General features: G+C 69.4%; 15 protein-coding genes. 10 read left to right on the top strand and 5 right to left on the bottom strand.

The window, feature by feature from the left end; genetic code table 11:
- Positions 1 to 205 precede the first annotated feature (205 nt).
- A complete protein-coding gene (locus tag HMPREF9056_RS09365; RefSeq protein WP_009404769.1) occupies positions 206 to 1,600 on the top strand; it encodes a glycine--tRNA ligase in 1,395 nt (464 codons plus the stop codon).
- A 101-nt stretch (positions 1,601 to 1,701) separates the two neighbouring features.
- Complete coding sequence (locus HMPREF9056_RS09360; RefSeq protein WP_009404768.1) at positions 1,702 to 3,003, top strand: YibE/F family protein; 1,302 nt, start codon at positions 1,702 to 1,704, stop codon at positions 3,001 to 3,003.
- A gap of 36 nt (positions 3,004 to 3,039) precedes the next feature.
- On the opposite strand, the gene dusB is transcribed toward HMPREF9056_RS09360, so the two are convergent.
- Positions 3,040 to 4,350, bottom strand: a complete 1,311-nt coding sequence (dusB, locus tag HMPREF9056_RS09355) for a tRNA dihydrouridine synthase DusB (protein ID WP_009404767.1) — start codon at positions 4,348 to 4,350, stop codon at positions 3,040 to 3,042.
- A 174-nt stretch (positions 4,351 to 4,524) separates the two neighbouring features.
- On the opposite strand from dusB, the gene HMPREF9056_RS09350 reads away from it, so the two are divergent.
- The 3 genes from HMPREF9056_RS09350 to HMPREF9056_RS09340 all read left to right on the top strand — a co-directional run bounded on the left by HMPREF9056_RS09350 (position 4,525) and on the right by HMPREF9056_RS09340 (position 6,667).
- Complete coding sequence (locus HMPREF9056_RS09350; protein WP_009404766.1) at positions 4,525 to 5,253, top strand: SDR family oxidoreductase; 729 nt, start codon at positions 4,525 to 4,527, stop codon at positions 5,251 to 5,253.
- A 5-nt stretch (positions 5,254 to 5,258) separates the two neighbouring features.
- Complete coding sequence (locus tag HMPREF9056_RS09345; RefSeq protein ID WP_009404765.1) at positions 5,259 to 6,056, top strand: SDR family oxidoreductase; 798 nt, start codon at positions 5,259 to 5,261, stop codon at positions 6,054 to 6,056.
- 95 nt (positions 6,057 to 6,151) lie between these two features.
- Entirely contained in the window at positions 6,152 to 6,667 is a 516-nt protein-coding gene (locus tag HMPREF9056_RS09340; RefSeq protein WP_009404764.1) for a histidine phosphatase family protein, read from the top strand.
- On the opposite strand, the gene serB is transcribed toward HMPREF9056_RS09340, so the two are convergent.
- On the bottom strand, positions 6,645 to 7,394 hold the full coding sequence (gene serB / locus HMPREF9056_RS09335; protein ID WP_009404763.1) for a phosphoserine phosphatase SerB: 750 nt from the start codon (positions 7,392 to 7,394) through the stop codon (positions 6,645 to 6,647). The two genes, HMPREF9056_RS09340 and serB, sit on opposite strands and share 23 nt — an antisense overlap.
- Positions 7,395 to 7,512: 118 nt before the next feature.
- The gene (locus HMPREF9056_RS09330) at positions 7,513 to 8,757 is read right to left on the bottom strand and encodes a glucose-1-phosphate adenylyltransferase (RefSeq protein ID WP_009404762.1); all 1,245 of its coding nucleotides are present in this window, start codon (positions 8,755 to 8,757) and stop codon (positions 7,513 to 7,515) included.
- Between the two features lie 278 nt (positions 8,758 to 9,035).
- Between HMPREF9056_RS09330 and glgA the strand changes: the two genes are divergently transcribed.
- Positions 9,036 to 10,265, top strand: coding sequence for a glycogen synthase (gene glgA / locus HMPREF9056_RS09325; protein WP_009404761.1), 1,230 nt, complete (start codon positions 9,036 to 9,038; stop codon positions 10,263 to 10,265).
- Between the two features lie 39 nt (positions 10,266 to 10,304).
- Here the strand turns inward: glgA and HMPREF9056_RS09320 are convergent, their stop codons facing one another.
- Positions 10,305 to 11,057, bottom strand: coding sequence for a hypothetical protein (locus tag HMPREF9056_RS09320; RefSeq protein WP_009404760.1), 753 nt, complete (start codon positions 11,055 to 11,057; stop codon positions 10,305 to 10,307).
- 148 nt (positions 11,058 to 11,205) lie between these two features.
- On the opposite strand from HMPREF9056_RS09320, the gene HMPREF9056_RS09315 reads away from it, so the two are divergent.
- The 4 genes from HMPREF9056_RS09315 (at position 11,206) to HMPREF9056_RS09300 (ending at position 15,086) form a co-directional block, all read left to right on the top strand.
- Positions 11,206 to 12,027, top strand: coding sequence for an ABC transporter ATP-binding protein (locus HMPREF9056_RS09315; protein WP_009404759.1), 822 nt, complete (start codon positions 11,206 to 11,208; stop codon positions 12,025 to 12,027).
- A 91-nt stretch (positions 12,028 to 12,118) separates the two neighbouring features.
- The gene (locus HMPREF9056_RS09310) at positions 12,119 to 12,586 is read left to right on the top strand and encodes an NfeD family protein (protein WP_009404758.1); all 468 of its coding nucleotides are present in this window, start codon (positions 12,119 to 12,121) and stop codon (positions 12,584 to 12,586) included.
- A gap of 182 nt (positions 12,587 to 12,768) precedes the next feature.
- Positions 12,769 to 14,079, top strand: a complete 1,311-nt coding sequence (locus HMPREF9056_RS09305; protein WP_009404757.1) for an SPFH domain-containing protein — start codon at positions 12,769 to 12,771, stop codon at positions 14,077 to 14,079.
- 146 nt (positions 14,080 to 14,225) lie between these two features.
- Positions 14,226 to 15,086 carry an RNA methyltransferase gene (locus HMPREF9056_RS09300; protein WP_009404756.1) on the top strand — a complete coding sequence of 287 codons (861 nt, stop codon included), beginning with the start codon at positions 14,226 to 14,228 and terminating at the stop codon, positions 15,084 to 15,086.
- A 134-nt stretch (positions 15,087 to 15,220) separates the two neighbouring features.
- Here the strand turns inward: HMPREF9056_RS09300 and HMPREF9056_RS09295 are convergent, their stop codons facing one another.
- On the bottom strand, positions 15,221 to 17,341 hold the full coding sequence (locus HMPREF9056_RS09295) for a glucose PTS transporter subunit IIA (RefSeq protein ID WP_009404755.1): 2,121 nt from the start codon (positions 17,339 to 17,341) through the stop codon (positions 15,221 to 15,223).
- Positions 17,342 to 17,371: the final 30 nt, after the last annotated feature.

The following is a 17,371-nucleotide window of genomic DNA, read 5'->3' as shown; positions in this document are numbered from 1 at the left end:
ATACTGTGTGGCGTCATGCGTCAAACCCCGGTGAGTCCGCGTGTGCGCTGCTGGGGACCGGTTTACGGGGCCGCTGGGGAGGGCGCGCCGCCGGGGCGTGGTGCGACGGGCCCCTCACCGACATATGACGGTCCGCCGCCTAGACTGTCCCCACTCGTCCCCACCAACCAGGCGGGACCACGATCACTCCTGAAGGAGCACTCCGTTGGCATCCTCCTCTTCACGCCTTGACGCCGTCATCAACCTCGCCAAACGTCGTGGGTTCGTCTTCCCCTGCGGCGAGATCTACGGCGGAACCCGCTCGGCCTGGGACTACGGGCCGCTGGGCGTCGAGCTCAAGGAGAACATCAAGCGCCAGTGGTGGCAGTACATGGTCCGCTCGCGCGACGACGTCGTCGGACTTGACTCCTCGGTCATTCTGCCGCGCGAGGTGTGGGTCGCCTCCGGGCACGTCCAGGCCTTCACCGACCCGCTCATCGAGTGCCAGTCCTGCCACAAGCGCCTGCGTGAGGACGAGCTCCAGGAGACCTACGCCGCCAAGCACGGCATCGAGGACCCATCCACGGTGAGCCTGGAGCAGGTCGCCTGCCCTAGCTGCGGCACCCGCGGCCGGTTCACCGAGCCCAAGGCCTTCTCCGGCCTGCTCAAGACCTACCTGGGGCCGGTCGACGACGAGTCCGGTCTGCACTACCTGCGCCCCGAGACGGCTCAGGGAATCTTCGTCAACTTCGCCGCCGTCATGAGCGCGGCCCGCAAGAAGCCGCCCTTCGGTATCGGCCAGGTGGGCAAGTCCTTCCGCAACGAGATCACGCCGGGAAACTTCATCTTCCGCACCCGCGAGTTCGAGCAGATGGAGCTGGAGTTCTTCTGCGAGCCGGGAACGGACGAGGAGTGGCACCAGTACTGGATCGACTACCGCAAGGCCTGGTACACGGACCTGGGCATCAGCGAGGGCAACCTGCGCCTCTACGAGCACCCCGCTGAGAAGCTCTCCCACTACTCCAAGCGCACCGTGGACCTGGAGTACCGCTTCGGCTTCGCCGGCTCGGAGTGGGGCGAGCTCGAGGGCATCGCCAACCGCACCGACTTCGACCTGTCCACCCACGCCGAGCACTCCGGCAAGGACCTGTCCTACTTCGACCAGACCCGCTCCGAGCGCTGGATCCCCTACGTCATCGAGCCCTCGGCGGGCCTGACCCGTTCGCTCATGGCCTTCCTCGTGGAGGCCTACACCGAGGACGAGGCCCCCAACACCAAGGGCGGGGTGGACAAGCGCATCGTCCTCAGGCTCGACCCGCGCATCGCCCCGGTCAAGGCGGCCGTCCTGCCGCTGAGCCGCAAGGAGGAGCTGACCGGGCCGGCCAAGGAGCTGGCCGCTCGCCTGCGCCGCTCCTGGAACGTGGACTACGACGACGCCGGCGCGGTGGGCCGCCGCTACCGCCGCCAGGACGAGGTGGGCACGCCCTTCTGCCTCACCTACGACTTCGACTCGCCCGAGGACGGCGCGGTCACCGTGCGTGAGCGCGACACCATGACCCAGGAGCGCATCCCGCTCGAGGGCGTGGAGCGCTACCTGGCTGAGCGCCTCATCGGCTGCTGACGACGCTGAGGGGCTTGAGCCCCTGGACCCGGCCCCACGCTCGTAGCCGCGCCCCGTGTCCCTGGCTCACCTCAGAGGCGTGGGGCGGGCATGATGGGACGGTGAGCACCAACTCGACCTCCCCGAGCAACGAGCCTCTCCGCGCCGAGGGCCTTCCCGAGCCGCAGGCAGAGCCGACTGGCCACCACAGCGGACACAGCCACTCCTCCGGCCCTCTCGACCTGGATGCGGGCGAGGCCCGCCGGGTCAAGATCGTGCTCGGCGTCATTGTCGGAGCCCTGGTGCTGGCCACCGTCATCGGGCTGTTCGTGCTCTGGCCGGGCAAGAGCTCGCTGATCGGTTCGCGCTCCTTCACCGCCGAGGGCGGCTCGGTGGGCAAGGCCACCATCACCTCCACGGACCTGTCGAGCTGTCAGAGCGCCGTGAGCGCCCTGACGGAGGTCAACGGTGTCAAGCAGGAGGACTTCGCCAAGGGACACGTGTGCGCACGCGTCACCGAGGGCGAGGGCAAGGGCCTGGTCATGCCGGTCCAGCTGGTCGGTGAGCCCCGCAGGCTCGCCCATACCGGTGACCGGCTCGTGGTGCTCTACTCGCCGCAGGCCATCCTGTCCGGCTCCCCCTACTCCTTCATCGACTACCAGCGCCAGCTGCCGGTCGGCGCGCTGGCGATCGTCTACCTCGTGCTCGTCGTCGCCGTGGCCGGGCGCAAGGGCGTCCTGAGCGTCCTGGGCCTGCTGGTGGCCACCGGTGTGCTCGCCTTCTTCATGATCCCCGCGCTCCTGTCCGGCTCCCACCCGCTGGCGGTGACGCTGGTCGGGTCGATGGCGATGATGCTCGCCGCCGTCTACGTGGCCCACGGCGTGTCCATCCGCACCACGACGGCCCTGCTGGGCACGGTGGCCGGTATCGTGCTCACGGTGCTGCTCGCCCTGTGGGGGACCGGCGCCGCCCACCTGACCGGGGACGTTGACGAGACGGCCCGCCTGCTGGCCTCCCGTGCGAGTATCGACCTGCAGACGCTGCTGACCTGCGGCATGGTGATCGCGGGGCTCGGCGTGCTCAACGACGTCACCATCACCCAGGCCTCCTCGGTGTGGGAGCTGCACGCAGCCAACCCGCTGCTGTCGCGCACGCGCCTGTTCACTGGTGGGATGAGGATCGGCCGGGACCACATCGCCTCGACCGTCTACACCCTGGCCTTCGCCTACGCCGGAACGGCACTGCCGCTCATCCTGGCCGCGGCCCTCATGGACCGCGCGGTGCTGGACACCATGCTCTCGGGCGAGATCGCCGAGGAGATCGTGCGCACCCTCATCTCCTCCATCGGCCTGGTCCTGGCGATCCCGGCGACGACGGCGATCGCGGCGGCCCTGTGCCGCGTCACCCCGGTCCTGGACGAATAGCCGACGACTGACCTGGGGCGCGGTGGGACGGCAGTCTCAGCCTCCGGAGACGGAGACGTCGGACTCGGCCTGGCTGAGCATCTCGCGGTGGGCCTCGTCCAGGACGGGGGAGTCCAGCCAGCCATCGGGCAGGCGAGGGGCCTTGGGGCTGCCGGCTCGGCCTCTGGGACCCTCGACGATGTCGCCGGGGTAGTCGACGTCCTCCGGCAGGCGCGAGCGCATCCGTTCCAGGCCGGCGTCGAGGTCGGCCAGGGACCTGATCCCCATGAGGTCGGCGCGTGCGGCGCCGCCAACCGGGTAGCCCTTGAGGTACCAGCCCACGTGCTTGCGCAGGTCACGCACGCCGCGGTCCTCGCCCATCTCGGCGGCCAACATGCGCCCGTGACGGCGGATCACCTCGATGACGGCATCCAGGTCCGGGCGGGTGCGCATGCTCGAGCCGTGCATGGCGGCCACGATGTCGGCGAACAGCCAGGGCCGCCCCTGGCAGCCGCGACCCACGACGACGCCGTCGCAGCCGGTGGTCTCCATCATGCGCACCGCGTCGTCGCCCAGCCAGATGTCCCCGTTGCCGAGCACCGGCAGGTCGGTCGCCTCCTTGAGCCGAGCGATCTCCTCCCAACGTGCCTGTCCGGAGTAGTGCTGGCGCGCGCTGCGGGCGTGCAGGGCCACCGCCGCGATCCCCGCGTTCTCGGCGGTCCGGGCGGCGGCGAGGAAAGTCTCGTGCTCCTCGTCGATCCCCAGGCGCATCTTCATGGTCACCGGCACCTCCCGCGCCCGCCCGGCGGCGCGACAGGCCGCCTCGCTGGCGCGCACCGCCTCGGTGAGGATGGCTGCGAGCAGGTCTCGCTTCCACGGCAGCGCCGCCCCACCGCCCTTGCGCGTCACCTTGGGCACCGGGCAACCGAAGTTCAGGTCAATGTGGTCGGCCAGGTCCTCCTCGACCAGGATCCGCACAGCGGCCCCCACTGTGGCCGGATCGACCCCGTAGAGCTGGATGGAGCGCACCCGCTCGGCCGGGTCGGTGCGCACCATCGCCAGGGTACGCTCGTTGCGCTCCACCAGGGCCCGGGTGGTGACCATCTCGGTGACGTACAGGCCCGCTGGGGCCAGCAGGCCGCCGTCGGGCGCTGCGACCGGGCCGGAGGAAGCGGGTGCCAGCGCCTTAGGCATGGTCGCCTCGGCCATCTCCCGGCACAGGCGGCGGAAGGAGGCATTGGTGACGCCGGCCATAGGGGCGAGCTCGACCGGGGTGGGCACCTCCAGCGCCCCGATGCGCAGCGGTACGGGCGAGCGCTCGGAGGTTCCGGCATCGTGGGAGGAGGGCGCGGTCTCGGTCGTCGTCACCCCGCCATGCTGGCATACGGTCGGCACTCGGGTACCGATCCACACGTGGAGTGAGCCGCGAGGACACCGAGCCCGGACAGTCTGTGAAAGAAATAACACAGTTGGATAGAGATCGGCGCGTGACGAATTACTGATGATGAATGCTCTCGCGCGTTACCTTGTGTGCTTGTGCTGATGAACGAAGAGACTGAGTCGTCGATATCACGTTCCGTCGTCGTGACCGGAGCCTCCCGAGGAATCGGGGAGGCGGTCGCGAAGGCGTTCCTCGCACAGGGCGACCGGGTCGCCGGTATCTCCCGCTCCGGTGAGGCCTCCGACGGCGCCCTGGCCCTGGCCGCCGACGTCACCGACCCCGACGCCCTGACTCAGGCCCTCAGTGCCGCCACCGAGGCCCACGGCCCCATCGAGGTTCTCGTGGCCTCGGCCGGCATCAACCGGGAGTCCCTGGCCGCCCGCACCTCCTCCCAGATGTGGGACGAGGTCATCTCAGCGGACCTGACCGGCACCTTCAACACGGTGCGCGCCGTGACACCGGCCATGATGCGGGCCCGTAGGGGCCGCATCGTCCTGGTCTCCTCGGCCATCGCCGCCCGGGGAGGCGTGGGCCTGTCCGCCTACGGTGCCGCCAAGGGCGGGGTGGAGGGGCTGACCCGCTCCCTGGCCCGAGAGCTGGCACCGCGAGGCATCACGGTCAACGCCGTGGCCCCCGGCTTCGTCACCACCGCGATGACCGCCTCCCTGCCCGATCACATCCGCACCTCCTACCTCGAGCAGATCCCTCTGGGGCGCTTCGCCGACGTCGCCGACATCGCGGGCCCCGTCATCTTCCTGGCCTCCCCGGCGGCCTCCTATGTCACCGGTGCGATCCTCGGAGTCGACGGCGGCATGGGCATGGGACGATAAGGAGCATGAACCCTCCCGAGGGCCTGCTCAGCGCCCGCACGGTACTGGTCACCGGTGCGCTGAGGCCCAGCTCGATCGCCACCCGTATCGCTGAGGTCGCCGCCCAGCAGGGTGCCCGTGTCCTGCTGACCGGCCACCCCCGCACCCTGGCGGCCACGCGCTCGGTCGCCCGCAACCTGGGCCTGATCGATCCGGTGGTGGCCCTGGACGTGGCCGAGGCCGACTCCCCGTCCGCCCTGGCGCCGGCCCTGGAAGAGCTGGGCGTGACCCGCCTGGACGGCCTGGTGCACTCCATAGCCCGCGCCGACCTTGACCTACTGGGGCAGGTCCTGCTTCCCGAGGACACCGGGCGCGCGGAGCGGATGCGCAGCCTTGAGCGGGCCTTCACCATCTCGGCGGCCTCCCTGCCGGCCCTCGTCGACGCCGCCTCCCCGCTCCTGGGGCGGGGCAGCAGCGTCGTGACCCTGACCTTTGACAGTGCCCGCGTCCACCCCGGTTACGGGTGGATGGGGCCTCTCAAGGCGGCGCTGGAGGCCGCAGTGCGCGCCCTCGCCGTCGAGCTCGGAGGACGCGGCGTGCGGGTCAACGCCATCTCATCAGGCCCTTTGCGTACCACCGCGGCCGGCGCCATCCCCGACTTCGAAGCACTGTCCCGACGCTGGAGCGAGGCCGCCCCACTGGGGTGGGACACCGCCGACGCCACCGCGGTGGCCCGCAGCGCTGTCGCCCTGCTGTCCACCTGGATGCCCGCCACCACCGGGCAGACCATCCACGCCGACGGCGGAGCGTGCGTCGTCGGATGATCGGCACGGAAGCCGGTGGAAGAGCTGGGCCCAGAACCTTGCTACAACCGTGCAGGAGCCGTGTCAGCGCCCCCACGGTGCCGTAGGGTAGAGCCGTGACAACGGATCCCACGCGCAGGCTCGTCCTCGTCCGCCACTCCAAGGCCTCACACGACGCCTCCACCGACCTGGAGCGCCCACTGACCTCCAAGGGCACCGCCCTCGCCGGCCTGCTGGCCAAAGAGCTGCGCAAGCGCCTGGAGACCACCGACCTGCTCCTGGTCTCCCCGGCCGCCCGCGCCCGCGAGACCGCCCGCCCCCTGCGCGACCGCCTCGAGCCCACCGACACCGTGGTGCGCGAGGAGATCTACAACCTGGGCCCCAACGGCATCCTGCGGGTTCTGGCCGAGGAGGGCGGTAACGCGAGCACGGTCGTCGTCGTCGGCCACGAGCCCACGATCTCCGTCCTGGCCCACATCCTCCACGACACCGACGACGACCTGGCCTCGCAGATCTCCTTCGGCGTCCCCACGGCCACCGCCGTCATCATCGACGTGCCTTGCGGCTGGGCGGAGCTGGAGCCGAGGAGCGCTCGGATCCGCGAGATCTTCACCGCCCGCAAGCGCGACTGAGCCCGGCCCGCGCCGATGGGGCCCGGCCAGCCCCGATCAGCTGGAGAACAGCCCGCAGGTCGCGAACGTGGACAGCGGCGTCGGCCTGCTCGACGACGACCGGCTTGGCGCAGAACGCCACCCCCAGCCCCGCGGCCGCCAGCATCCCCAGGTCGTTGGCCCCGTCCCCGACGGCGATCGTGCGCTCCATGGGCACCCCATCCTGCTCGGCCCAGGTGCGCAGGCAGTGGACCTTCTCCTGGCGGTCCACGATCCGCCCCAGCACCCGGCCGGTGAGCACACCGCCGTCCACCTCCAGGCGGTTGGCCGCCACATGGTCGATACCCAGCCGCTCGGCCAGGGGCACCACGACTTCCTCGAAGCCCCCGGAGACGACCCCCACCCGGCAGCCGCGCGCGTGCAGGGCCTCAATGAGCTCGACCGCCCCCGCCGTGGGGCGCACCTCGGCGAGAACCTCGGCGAAGACGTCCTCGGAGACACCGGCCAGCGTCGCCACCCGCTCGCGCAGCGAGGCGGCGAAGTCCAGCTCCCCACGCATCGCCCGGGCCGTGACCTCAGCGACCTGCTCACGGGTCCCGGCACGCTCGGCGATCAATTCGATGACCTCCTGCTCGATCAGGGTGGAGTCCACGTCCATGACCAGCAGACCGGGCCCCTCGGTGATCAGGGGGCCACCGCTCAGCGCGCCGCTGACGGAACCTGCGAAGGCGGGGGAGGTAGCGCTCATGGCGTCATGCTAATCGCCTCCACGACCGCGCCGTCGCCCGGAGGAACCAGGTGACGGCGCAGCGAGCAGTGGATGCACGGAGGATGTGGCTGAAGGCCGGCGATGAGCATCGCCCGGGTCAGCGGGTGACGAGCTGCCCCTTGGCCACCACCGTGATACCAGACTCTGTCACGGTGAAGCCGCGCTCGCGATCGTGCTCGGGGTCGATCCCCACCATGGCCCCCTCCTCCACCCGGACGTACTTGTCCAGGATCGCGCGGTTGACCACAGTGTTGCGGCCGACCTCCGCTCCGTCCATGAGGACGGACTCGCGCACCGAGGACCAGGAGTTGACTCGCACGCCGGGGGACAGGACCGAGGAGATCACCTCACCGCCGGAGACGATGACGCCCGGCGAGACGATCGAGTCGACCGCGTGCCCCAGGCGCTCGTGGTGTCCGTAGACGAACTTGGCCGGCGGCATGGCCGCCTGATAGCCGGCGAACAGCGGCCAGCGATCGTTGTACAGGTTGAACACGGGCGTCACCGAGATGAGGTCCTGGTGGGCGTCGAAGAAGGCGTCCACGGTACCCACGTCACGCCAGTAGTCGCGGTCGCGCTCGGAGGAGCCGGGCACGTCGTTGTCCTTGAAGTCGTAGACACCGGCCGTGCCCTGGTTGACGAACCAGGGCACGATGCTGCCGCCCATGTCGTGCTTGGAGGACTCGTCGGCGGCGTCCACCGTGACGGCCTCCAGGAGCGCGTCGGAGTTCATGATGTAGTTGCCCATCGAGGCCAGGACCTCATCGGGGGAGTCCGGCAGCCCCGGGGTCTCCTTGGGCTTCTCGACGAAGGCCTTGATCCTGCCCCGGTCAGTCGGGTCGGTCTCGATGACGCCGAACTGGTCGGCCAGCGCCCGGGGTTGACGGATGCCCGCCACGGTGCAGGGCAGCCCGGAGGCGATGTGGTGGTCCAGCATCTGGGAGAAGTCCATCCGGTAGATGTTGTCCGCACCAGTGATGACCACGTAGTCGGGCCGCTCGTCGTCGAGCAGGTTGAGCGACTGGTAGATCGCGTCGGCGCTCCCCAGGAACCAGTGCTTGCCCACGCGCTGCTGAGCCGGCACCGGGGCGATGTAGTTGCCCAGCATGTCGGACATGCGCCAGGTCTTGGAGATGTGGCGGTCCAGTGAGTGGGACTTGTACTGAGTGAGCACCACGACCTTGAGGAAGCCCGAGTTGATCATGTTGGACAAGGAGAAGTCGATGAGCCGGTAGATGCCGCCGAAGGGAACGGCGGGCTTGGCACGGTCGACGGTCAGGGGCATGAGACGCTTGCCCTCGCCACCAGCGAGGACGATTGCGAGAACGCGAGGTTGAGCCATGTGGCCCACCTTACGTTGCTTGAGAGACTTATGGGGCCAAACAGATCACAATTCGGGCCGATCCTGCATCGACGCGGACCTTCGATCTAGTCCTGGCCCAGGCGGCCTCTCCATGCGGCTCACAGGGATGACTCAGCGCAAACCACTGACCTGTAACGGTCCCACTGCGAGGCGCGTGCGTATACCGTCGGGTGTGGCGCCCGACCCACCGCGGGCGCCCGTCCTGCGCCGAGGAAGGCGCGGTCAGTCCATCCAGCAGACAGAGGAGAGGCACACCCATGAGGGTCGACCTGCTGACCAAGGAGTACCCGCCCTTCATCTACGGCGGCGCCGGAGTTCACGTCAACGAGCTGGCCAAGGTCCTGCGCCCGCTGGCCGACGTCCGCGTCCACGCCTTCGGCGGCCCCCGCGAGCCCGGCACCGAGGGCGCCGACGACGGCGTCACCGGCTACCCCGAGATCGCCGAGCTCGACAGTGCCAACGCCGCCCTGCGCACCTTCGGCGTCGACCTGGAGATGGCCCAGGGCACCGAGGGAACCGACCTCGTCCACTCTCACACCTGGTACGCCAACCTCGCCGGGCACCTGGCCGGGCTCCTCCACGGAGTCCCCCACGTCATCAGCGCCCACTCCCTCGAACCCCTGCGCCCTTGGAAGGCCGAGCAGCTCGGCGGCGGCTACGCCCTGTCCTCCTGGGCGGAGAAGACCGCCTACGAGGGAGCATCCGGCATCATCGCCGTGTCCAACGGCATGCGCGAGGACATCCTGCGCTCCTACCCCGCCATCGACCCCGAGCGCGTCAAGGTCGTCCACAACGGCATCGACCTCGAGGCCTGGAGGCACCCGCAGGGCGAGGACGCCGACGCCCAGGCAGCCGCTACCCTTCAGCGCCTCGGTATCGACCCCGACCGCCCCGCCGTCGTGTTCGTCGGCCGCATCACCCGCCAGAAGGGGCTGCCCCACCTCCTGCGCGCCTGCGAGCAGCTGCCGGCCGATGTCCAGGTCATCCTGTGCGCCGGCGCCCCCGACACCCCCGAGATCAAGACCGAGGTCGAGGGCCTCGTGGCCCGCCTGCGCGAGAAGCGCACCGGTGTGGTCTGGATCGAGGAGATGCTGCCGCGCCCCGAGCTCATCGCCGTGCTGGCCGCCTCCGACGTCTTCGTGTGCCCCTCGGTCTACGAGCCCCTGGGCATCGTCAACCTCGAGGCCATGGCTGTGGGCCTGCCGGTCGTCGGCTCAGCCACCGGTGGCATCCCCGACGTCATCGTCGACGGCGAGACAGGCCTCCTGGTCCCCATCGAGCAGGTCCAAGACGGCACCGGCACTCCCATCGACCCGGCCCGCTTCGAGGCCGACCTGGCCGAGCGCCTCACCACCCTGGTCACCGACACCGAGGCCGCCAGGACCATGGGCCAGGCCGCCCGGCGTCGCGTCGAGGAGCACTTCGCCTGGGAGGCCATCGCCCAACGCACCATGGACGTCTACAACTGGGTCCTGACTCAGGGCTGACTCACACGTCGCCGAGTGGTGCGGTTCTTCCTCAGTTCTTCATGGCCGGCTGCCCGCCCACCACTCGGTGGCCGCTGCGGCGCCGTGGCGTGCGACCGCCAGCAGCGGTCGCAGGACGTCGGATCGCCGCCGGACCTGAAGCGCCGTCGTGGCCGCACCGTCGTCGTCCAGAGCCAGCTCGCAGACGCCCGCCAGCCGCAGCGAGCGCTCCAGCAGCTCCCGGTTGCGAGCCGAGAGCCAGGGCGGGATGAGACGCGGGTCCATCACGGCCGTGAGCAGGTCGTTGAGGGTATCGGCCATCTCCGGGCGCTCGCGGGCCAGGTCGAGCTCGATGAGTGCCTCGATCGCCTCCTCGGTGGCCGCGTGCACCTGCCTGCGAGCGTGCCCCGCGTCCATCGGCGGCAACGGGCCGGCCACTGGCTCGGCGCGCCAGGTCACGGAGGTGCCGGAGCCCTCGGGCACGAGCAGGACCTTCCCGGGCGCCCCCTCGACGACGACGCCCTCCTCGATGTCGGGGAGGATCCCCCAGGTGCCGGTGCCGTCGGCCGGTGAGGGCAGGACCGCGGTCACCCGGCTGAGCGGGCGGGCACCGGTGAGCCAGCGCTCCAGACCGATGTGCTCGAAACCTTCGGCACCAGAGCTGCCCGGGGACCCGCCGGCGCTGCTGCTGGTGGTGCTGCCGATGACGTCGTGGACGCCGTCGGGTCCCTGAATGAGCGACAGTCCGTGGGAGGAGGGAACCGGTGCCCACAGAGCCAGCACGATGCTCACGGGCGCAGTGAGGGGATCCATGAGGCACCACCATAGTGAACGGCGGCGCCGTGGCCCGGTCCCCGACGGGAAGCGGATGAGAAGCAGGCACTCTCCGGTCACGTCCCGGTTGCCGTTCTGCTGCCCGCATCTGCCGGGTGTGACATCCGTGGCACGATAGGATCGGCTCATGACCAATGTCCTGCACCTCGACGACGTCTCGCTGCACCGCGGCAGCCACCAGATCCTCAACCACGTCAGCTGGACCGTGGAGGAGGGACAGCACTGGGTGCTGCTGGGACCCAACGGTGCGGGCAAGACCACGATCGCCAGGATCGCCTCGGCCAGGCTCTTCCCCTCCTCCGGGGCGGTGAACATCCTCTCCGAGCGGCTCGGGCGAGTGGACGTCTCCGAGCTCCACCCCCGCATCGGTCTGCTGTCCTCCGCCCTGGCCGCCAGCGTCCAGGACGGCGAGAAAGTGATGGGCGTGGTCCTGTCGGCCTCCTACGGACGTATCGGTCGCTGGCGCGAGGAGTACGACGACTTCGACGTCGAACGTGCCCACGCCCTGCTGGGCGCTCTGGGCGCCGGCCACCTTGCCGACCGTCTCTGGGGGACGCTGTCCTCCGGGGAGCGCAAGCGCGTCGAGCTGGCCCGTGCCCTTATGCCGGACCCGGAGATGCTCTTCCTCGACGAGCCTGCCTCAGGACTGGATCTGGCCAGCCGCGAGCAGCTCCTGGCGGCCCTCACCGAGATCATCTCCTCGCCGGACTCGCCCTCCATGGTTCTGGTGACCCACCACCTCGAGGAGATTCCAGAGGGCTTCACCCACGCGCTCACGCTGCGGCAGGGGCAGGTCGTAGGCTCCGGCCCGTTGGAGCAGGTCCTCACCGAGGACACGATCAGCGCGACCTTCGACATGCCGCTGGAGGTCACCCACGACCGCGGCCGTTACACCGCACGAGGCCGGCGCACCGCTCACGGGAAGCGAGTCGCCGAGGCCCGGGGCTGACCCGCTCCGAGCGCAGGCATCGGCCTGAACCGCACCGCCCCGACGCGCACCAGACCACACACTCACTCACCGCACTCATCTGGAGGCTCTTATGGAATGGCTGTTCTGGATCGGAGGGGCTCTGCTCCTCATCGTCGTCGAGACGGTGACGGCTGACCTTACCTTCCTCATGATCGCCGGCGGTGCACTGGGGGGCGGCCTGACGGCCTTCCTCGGCGGTCCCCCGTGGGCCCAGGTGGTCGTTTTCGCCTGCATCTCCACCCTGCTGTTCTTCGCCGTGCGGCCCTGGGCCAAGCGTCGCCTGGCGGCCACCACTCCGCAGATGAAGACCAACGTCGATGCCCTCATTGGCAGGTCCGCCACCACCATCACCGCGGTGGACGACGGCGGTGGCCGGGTCCGCCTGGGCGGAGAGGAGTGGAGCGCCCGTCTGGCCCCCGACGCTCAAGGGGGTGGCACCCGCCTGGAGGCCGGTGCTCGCGTCACCGTCACTGAGATCGACGGTGCCGTGGCCGTCGTCGCCCCGGCGACCACGCCCGCCGACGCCTCCGCGTCCTGACACCGGTACCCGCTCAAGAGATCCGCAGCGGCTTCGACCCGGTTCGCGGTGTCCTACTGTGTTGGCATCGTTCGGTGTCGTCGTCAGCATCACATCCGCTTCCCCGTACCCTCTAGCCTTCAGCTCCCTCGGCCGGCACACAGCCGTCCTGACCACCCGTTCAACCCTGCAGGAGGAAACTCGTGCCCGTCATCTCCGTCATCTTGCTTCTCGTGGCCGTACTGGTCATCGTCGCCATCTTCCGGGCGGTGCGGATCGTCAAGCAGAGCACCGCGATCATCGTTGAGCGCCTGGGCCGTTTCCAGGCGGCCTACACCGCCGGAATGCACTTCCTGGTGCCCTTCGTCGACCGGGTGCGCAACGTCATGGATCTGCGTGAGCAGGTCGTCTCCTTCCCGCCCCAGCCGGTCATCACCTCCGACAACCTGGTGGTGAGCATCGACTCGGTGGTCTACTACCAGATCACCGACCCGACACGCGCCACCTACGAGATCTCCAACTACCTGCAGGCCATCGAGCAGCTGACGGTCACCACACTGCGCAACGTCGTGGGCTCCATGGACCTGGAGCAGACGCTGACCAGCCGAGACCAGATCAACGGACAGCTGCGCGGCGTCCTGGACCAGGCCACCGGCCGCTGGGGAATCCGCGTCAACAGCGTCGAGCTGAAGTCCATCGACCCGCCCGCCTCCATTCAGGGCTCTATGGAGCAGCAGATGCGCGCCGAGCGCGATCGCCGCGCCGCGATCCTCACGGCCGAGGGTGTCAAGCAGTCCCAGATCCTCACGGCCGAGGGCGACAAGCAGTCCGCGATCCTGCGCGCCGAGGGTCAGGCGCAGTCCGCGATCCTCAAGGCCCAGGGTGAGTCGCGCGCCATCCTCCAGGTCTTCGACGCCATCCACCGCGGTAACGCAGACTCCAAGCTGCTGGCCTACCAGTACCTCCAGACCCTGCCCAAGATCGCCAACGGCTCCTCCTCCAAGATGTGGATCGTACCCACCGAGTTCACCGCGGCCCTTGACGGGATCGCCGGAGCCCTGGGCGGCGGCAAGGACGGGGGCCCCGGTGGCGGCTCGAACGGCTCTGACGACGGCGACTCCGGCCCCGGTGTTGACCTCTCGGGCAGCGAGCTCGACCTGGGCATCGCCTCGGACCTGGCCAGCACCAGCCTCCAGGCCCCCGAGGAGGCCCTCGCCCAGGCACGCGGTGAGGTCGAGTCGGCCTCCCAGGAGGCCAGTGAGGAGCCCGCACCCAGGGGGAGTGGTGCCCCGAAGGCTCCCGCTGATGAGGCGGATGGAGGACCGACCGTCACCGTTCCGACCTCCGACGGCGTCGAGGGGACTCACTCCTCGCACGGCAGCCAGGCGGCCGCTCCCGATGAGCAGCAGACCGGTCAACCCGGCACCGTGCCCCCGCGCGGCGGGTACGGCATTCAGGCCCAGCCCGGATACGGCACGCCTCCCGGGGCGCCCCAGGGACCTTACGGGGCGTGATCCGACCGTCCTGACGCCGCTGGGAGTCCGAAAGCCCCCAGGCGGCACGTGCTGTGGCGGGAGGAGTAGGCGATCCACGACGATCGACCTATTCTTCCCGCCGTACTGCTGTGCTGAGCGGGGACAGACCCAGAAGGTGACGAGCGATGATCATTGAGCTGGACGACGGTGCCGACGAGCGCCTGGCGGACTACACCCGGCTGACGGACGTGGCGCTGCGCCGCCGGCTGGAGACCCGGCGCGGCCTGTACATGGCCGAGTCCTCCAAGGTCATCACGCGGGCCGTCGCCGCGGGGCACGCCCCGCGCTCCTTCCTCATGGCCCCGCGCCACCTCGATGAGATGCGTCCGGTCATCGCCTCGGCGACCGGCTGCGCAGGACGCGATGACGGCGGGGACGTACCTGTCTTCGTCGCCCCCGAGGAGGTGCTGGAGTCCATCACCGGGTTTCACCTGCACCGCGGGGCGCTGGCCGCCATGAACCGGCCCGAGCTCGCCAGCGTCCCCGAGCTGCTTTCGGCCGCGCGCGGGGGAGCGGGTGCCAGGCGAGTCGCCATCCTGGAGGACCTGGTGGATCACACGAATGTGGGGGCAGCCTTCCGCAGCGCAGCGGCCCTGGGGATCGACGCCGTCCTGGTCACCCCGCGCTGCGCGGACCCGCTCTACCGGCGCAGCGTGCGCGTCTCCATGGGCACCGTCTTCCAGGTCCTCTGGACCCGGATCGAGCGCTGGCCCGCCATGGACGAGCTCCACGCGCAGGGCTTCACCGTGGCCGCGCTGGCCCTGTCGGAGAACTCGGTGGCGCTGGACGAGCTCGCGGCCTCACCGGTCTGTACGGACCCGGGCTCGCAGGTCGCCGTCGTCCTGGGGAAGGAAGGCGATGGGCTGTCCCACCGGACCATCGCTGAGGCCGACGAGGTGGTGCGCATTCCGATGGCCGGGGCAGTTGACTCCCTCAACGTGGCTGCTGCGGCGGCCGTGGCATTCTGGGCGCTGCGGCTGCCGTGACCCGGCTCTGAGCTGCCACTGGCTCAGCGCCGGCGGTGACGGCCAACAACGCGTCGGGGCCGGGTCCGTAAGCTTACGGACCCGGCCCCGACGTCGTATCAGCGGTCGATCAGGTCGGCGGTGTCATGTGAGGCTCAGGCCTCGGGCGCGGTGACCTTGATGAGTGCCTCACCGGGCTCCACCGCGTCGCCGCCGACGACCTCGACCGAGGCGAAGGAGGCGGTGTTGGTGATGAGCACCGGCGTGGTCAGCGGGTAACCGGCCTGCTCGATGACGGAACGGTCCACGCGGACGAGCTCCTGGCCCTCGCTGACGCGGTCGCCCTGGGAGACCTTGACGTCGAAGCCCTTGCCCTCCAGATTGACGGTGTCCAGACCCACGTGGATGAGGATCTCCACGCCATTGTCCAGGGTGATGCCGAAGGCGTGACCCGAGGAGGGGGCCACGACGACGGTGCCGTCCGCCGGAGCCGTGACGACGATGTCACCCTCGGGCTCCAGACCCACGCCCTGGCCGACGGCGCCCGAGGAGAACACCGGGTCGGGGACCTTGTCCAGGTCCATGGTCGTGGCCTTGAGCGGCGAGGCGATCTCGGTGACCGCGCCAGGCACGAGGGCCGGCTTGGGCGTGGGGGCCTTCGCGGTCCGGTCGCCCTCCTCAGTAGTAGCAGCAGCCGAGGTGGTGCTGTCGGCCTCGGGCTCCTCGGCGACCTCAGCCGGGGCGGATGCAGAGACCTCGGCGGTCTCGGCGGCGGCCGCGGCCGCACGGGCCTCGGCCCGCTCCTCCTTGGTGCGGTAGTCCGTGAGAATGATGAGGGACATCGAGGTGGCGAAGGCCGCCGCGATGGCGATGCCGTACAGAGCCATGGGGGTGAAGACCGGGATGCTCAGCAGCGAGCTGAACACGAAGGTAGAGGCCTTGATACCGCCGCCGATACCGGTGATGAGACCGCCCACGAGACAGCCGGCCAGCAGACGCGGGTAGATGCGCTTGAAGCGCAGGTGGATACCGTAGAGGCTCGGCTCGGAGATGCCGCCGAAGAGGCCGGCGGCCAGGGCGCCGGAGGCCGTCTGACGCATGACCTTGTCCTTGTCACGAATGGCCAGGACCAGCACACCGGCGGTGGCGCCGAAGCAGGCGAAGTTCCACGAGCCCATGGGGCCCTGGATGAAGTCGTAGCCCAGCGAGCTGATGTTGGCCAGCATGATGGCGTTGAGCGGCCAGTGCAGACCCAGCGGCACCAGGAACGGGTAGAGCAGGGGGATGACGATCGCGAAGACGATCGGGGCGCTCGTGTTGAGCCACGCCAGTCCGGAACCCAGGCCTGTACCGACCCAGATACCTGCTGGACCGATGATGAAGGCCGTCACCGGCATCATGATGATGAAGGAGAAGAACGGAACGAACACCATCTGCACGTTGGCGGGAATGAGCTTGGCCAGACCCTTGTAGACCAGGGCCAGGATGGCCACCATCATGAGGGGAACGAAGACCTGACCGCTGTAGTCGTTGAGCTGCATGGGAACGCCCGCGATATGCGCGACACACAGGTCCTTGTTCAACGTGGCGTTGTGGGTGCATGTCGTTCCCAGTGCCTTGCTGAGGTCAAGGAATGGAGGCGTCATCAGCGCCGCCATGACCGCGGCGCCGACCCAGGGGTCGATGTTGAGCTTCTTGGCGGCGTTGTAGGCCACCATGATGGGCAGGAAGTGGAACACCGACTTGTACATGGCCTCAGCGAAGACCTGTGCGGCGGGCTTGTCCGCGGCCGTCAGGTTCGGATCACTGGCATTGATGACGCCGAACGCATCCAGTACCGCAAGACCGGCGATGATGAGCGAGGCGCCGAGCAGCACCGGCAGCAGGGGACGGAAGGAGTCCGAGAGGTACTCGAAGAAGGCGTCGACCATGGCGTTCTTGCCACGGGCCTTGGCTCGGGCGGCGGCCTTGATGTCGGCGTCGGACTCACCTGAGCCGGAACCGGAGGAGCCGCTCTGGCTCTTCATCGCCGGAAGGCTGTTGATCTCGTCGTACACGCTCTGTACGGCACCACCGATGACGATCTGGTAGCGGTCCCCGGACTGGGGGACGGCGCCCATGACACCCGGGATGGCCTCGACGGTCGCCTTGTTGACGCCGGAGGCGTCCTTGAGCTCGAAGCGCAGCCGGGTGGCGCAGTGGGTGAAATGGATGATGTTATCGGCGCCGCCGACGGCGTCGAGGATTGCCTCAGGGGTTGAGGTCGTAGTTGCCATTCGGGCCCTTTCCTACTGAGCGAGACGAAC

The organism is Actinomyces sp. oral taxon 170 str. F0386 (genome assembly GCF_000195595.1).
GTDB lineage: Bacteria > Actinomycetota > Actinomycetes > Actinomycetales > Actinomycetaceae > Actinomyces.
This window is presented reverse-complemented; position numbering and strand designations above follow the sequence as displayed.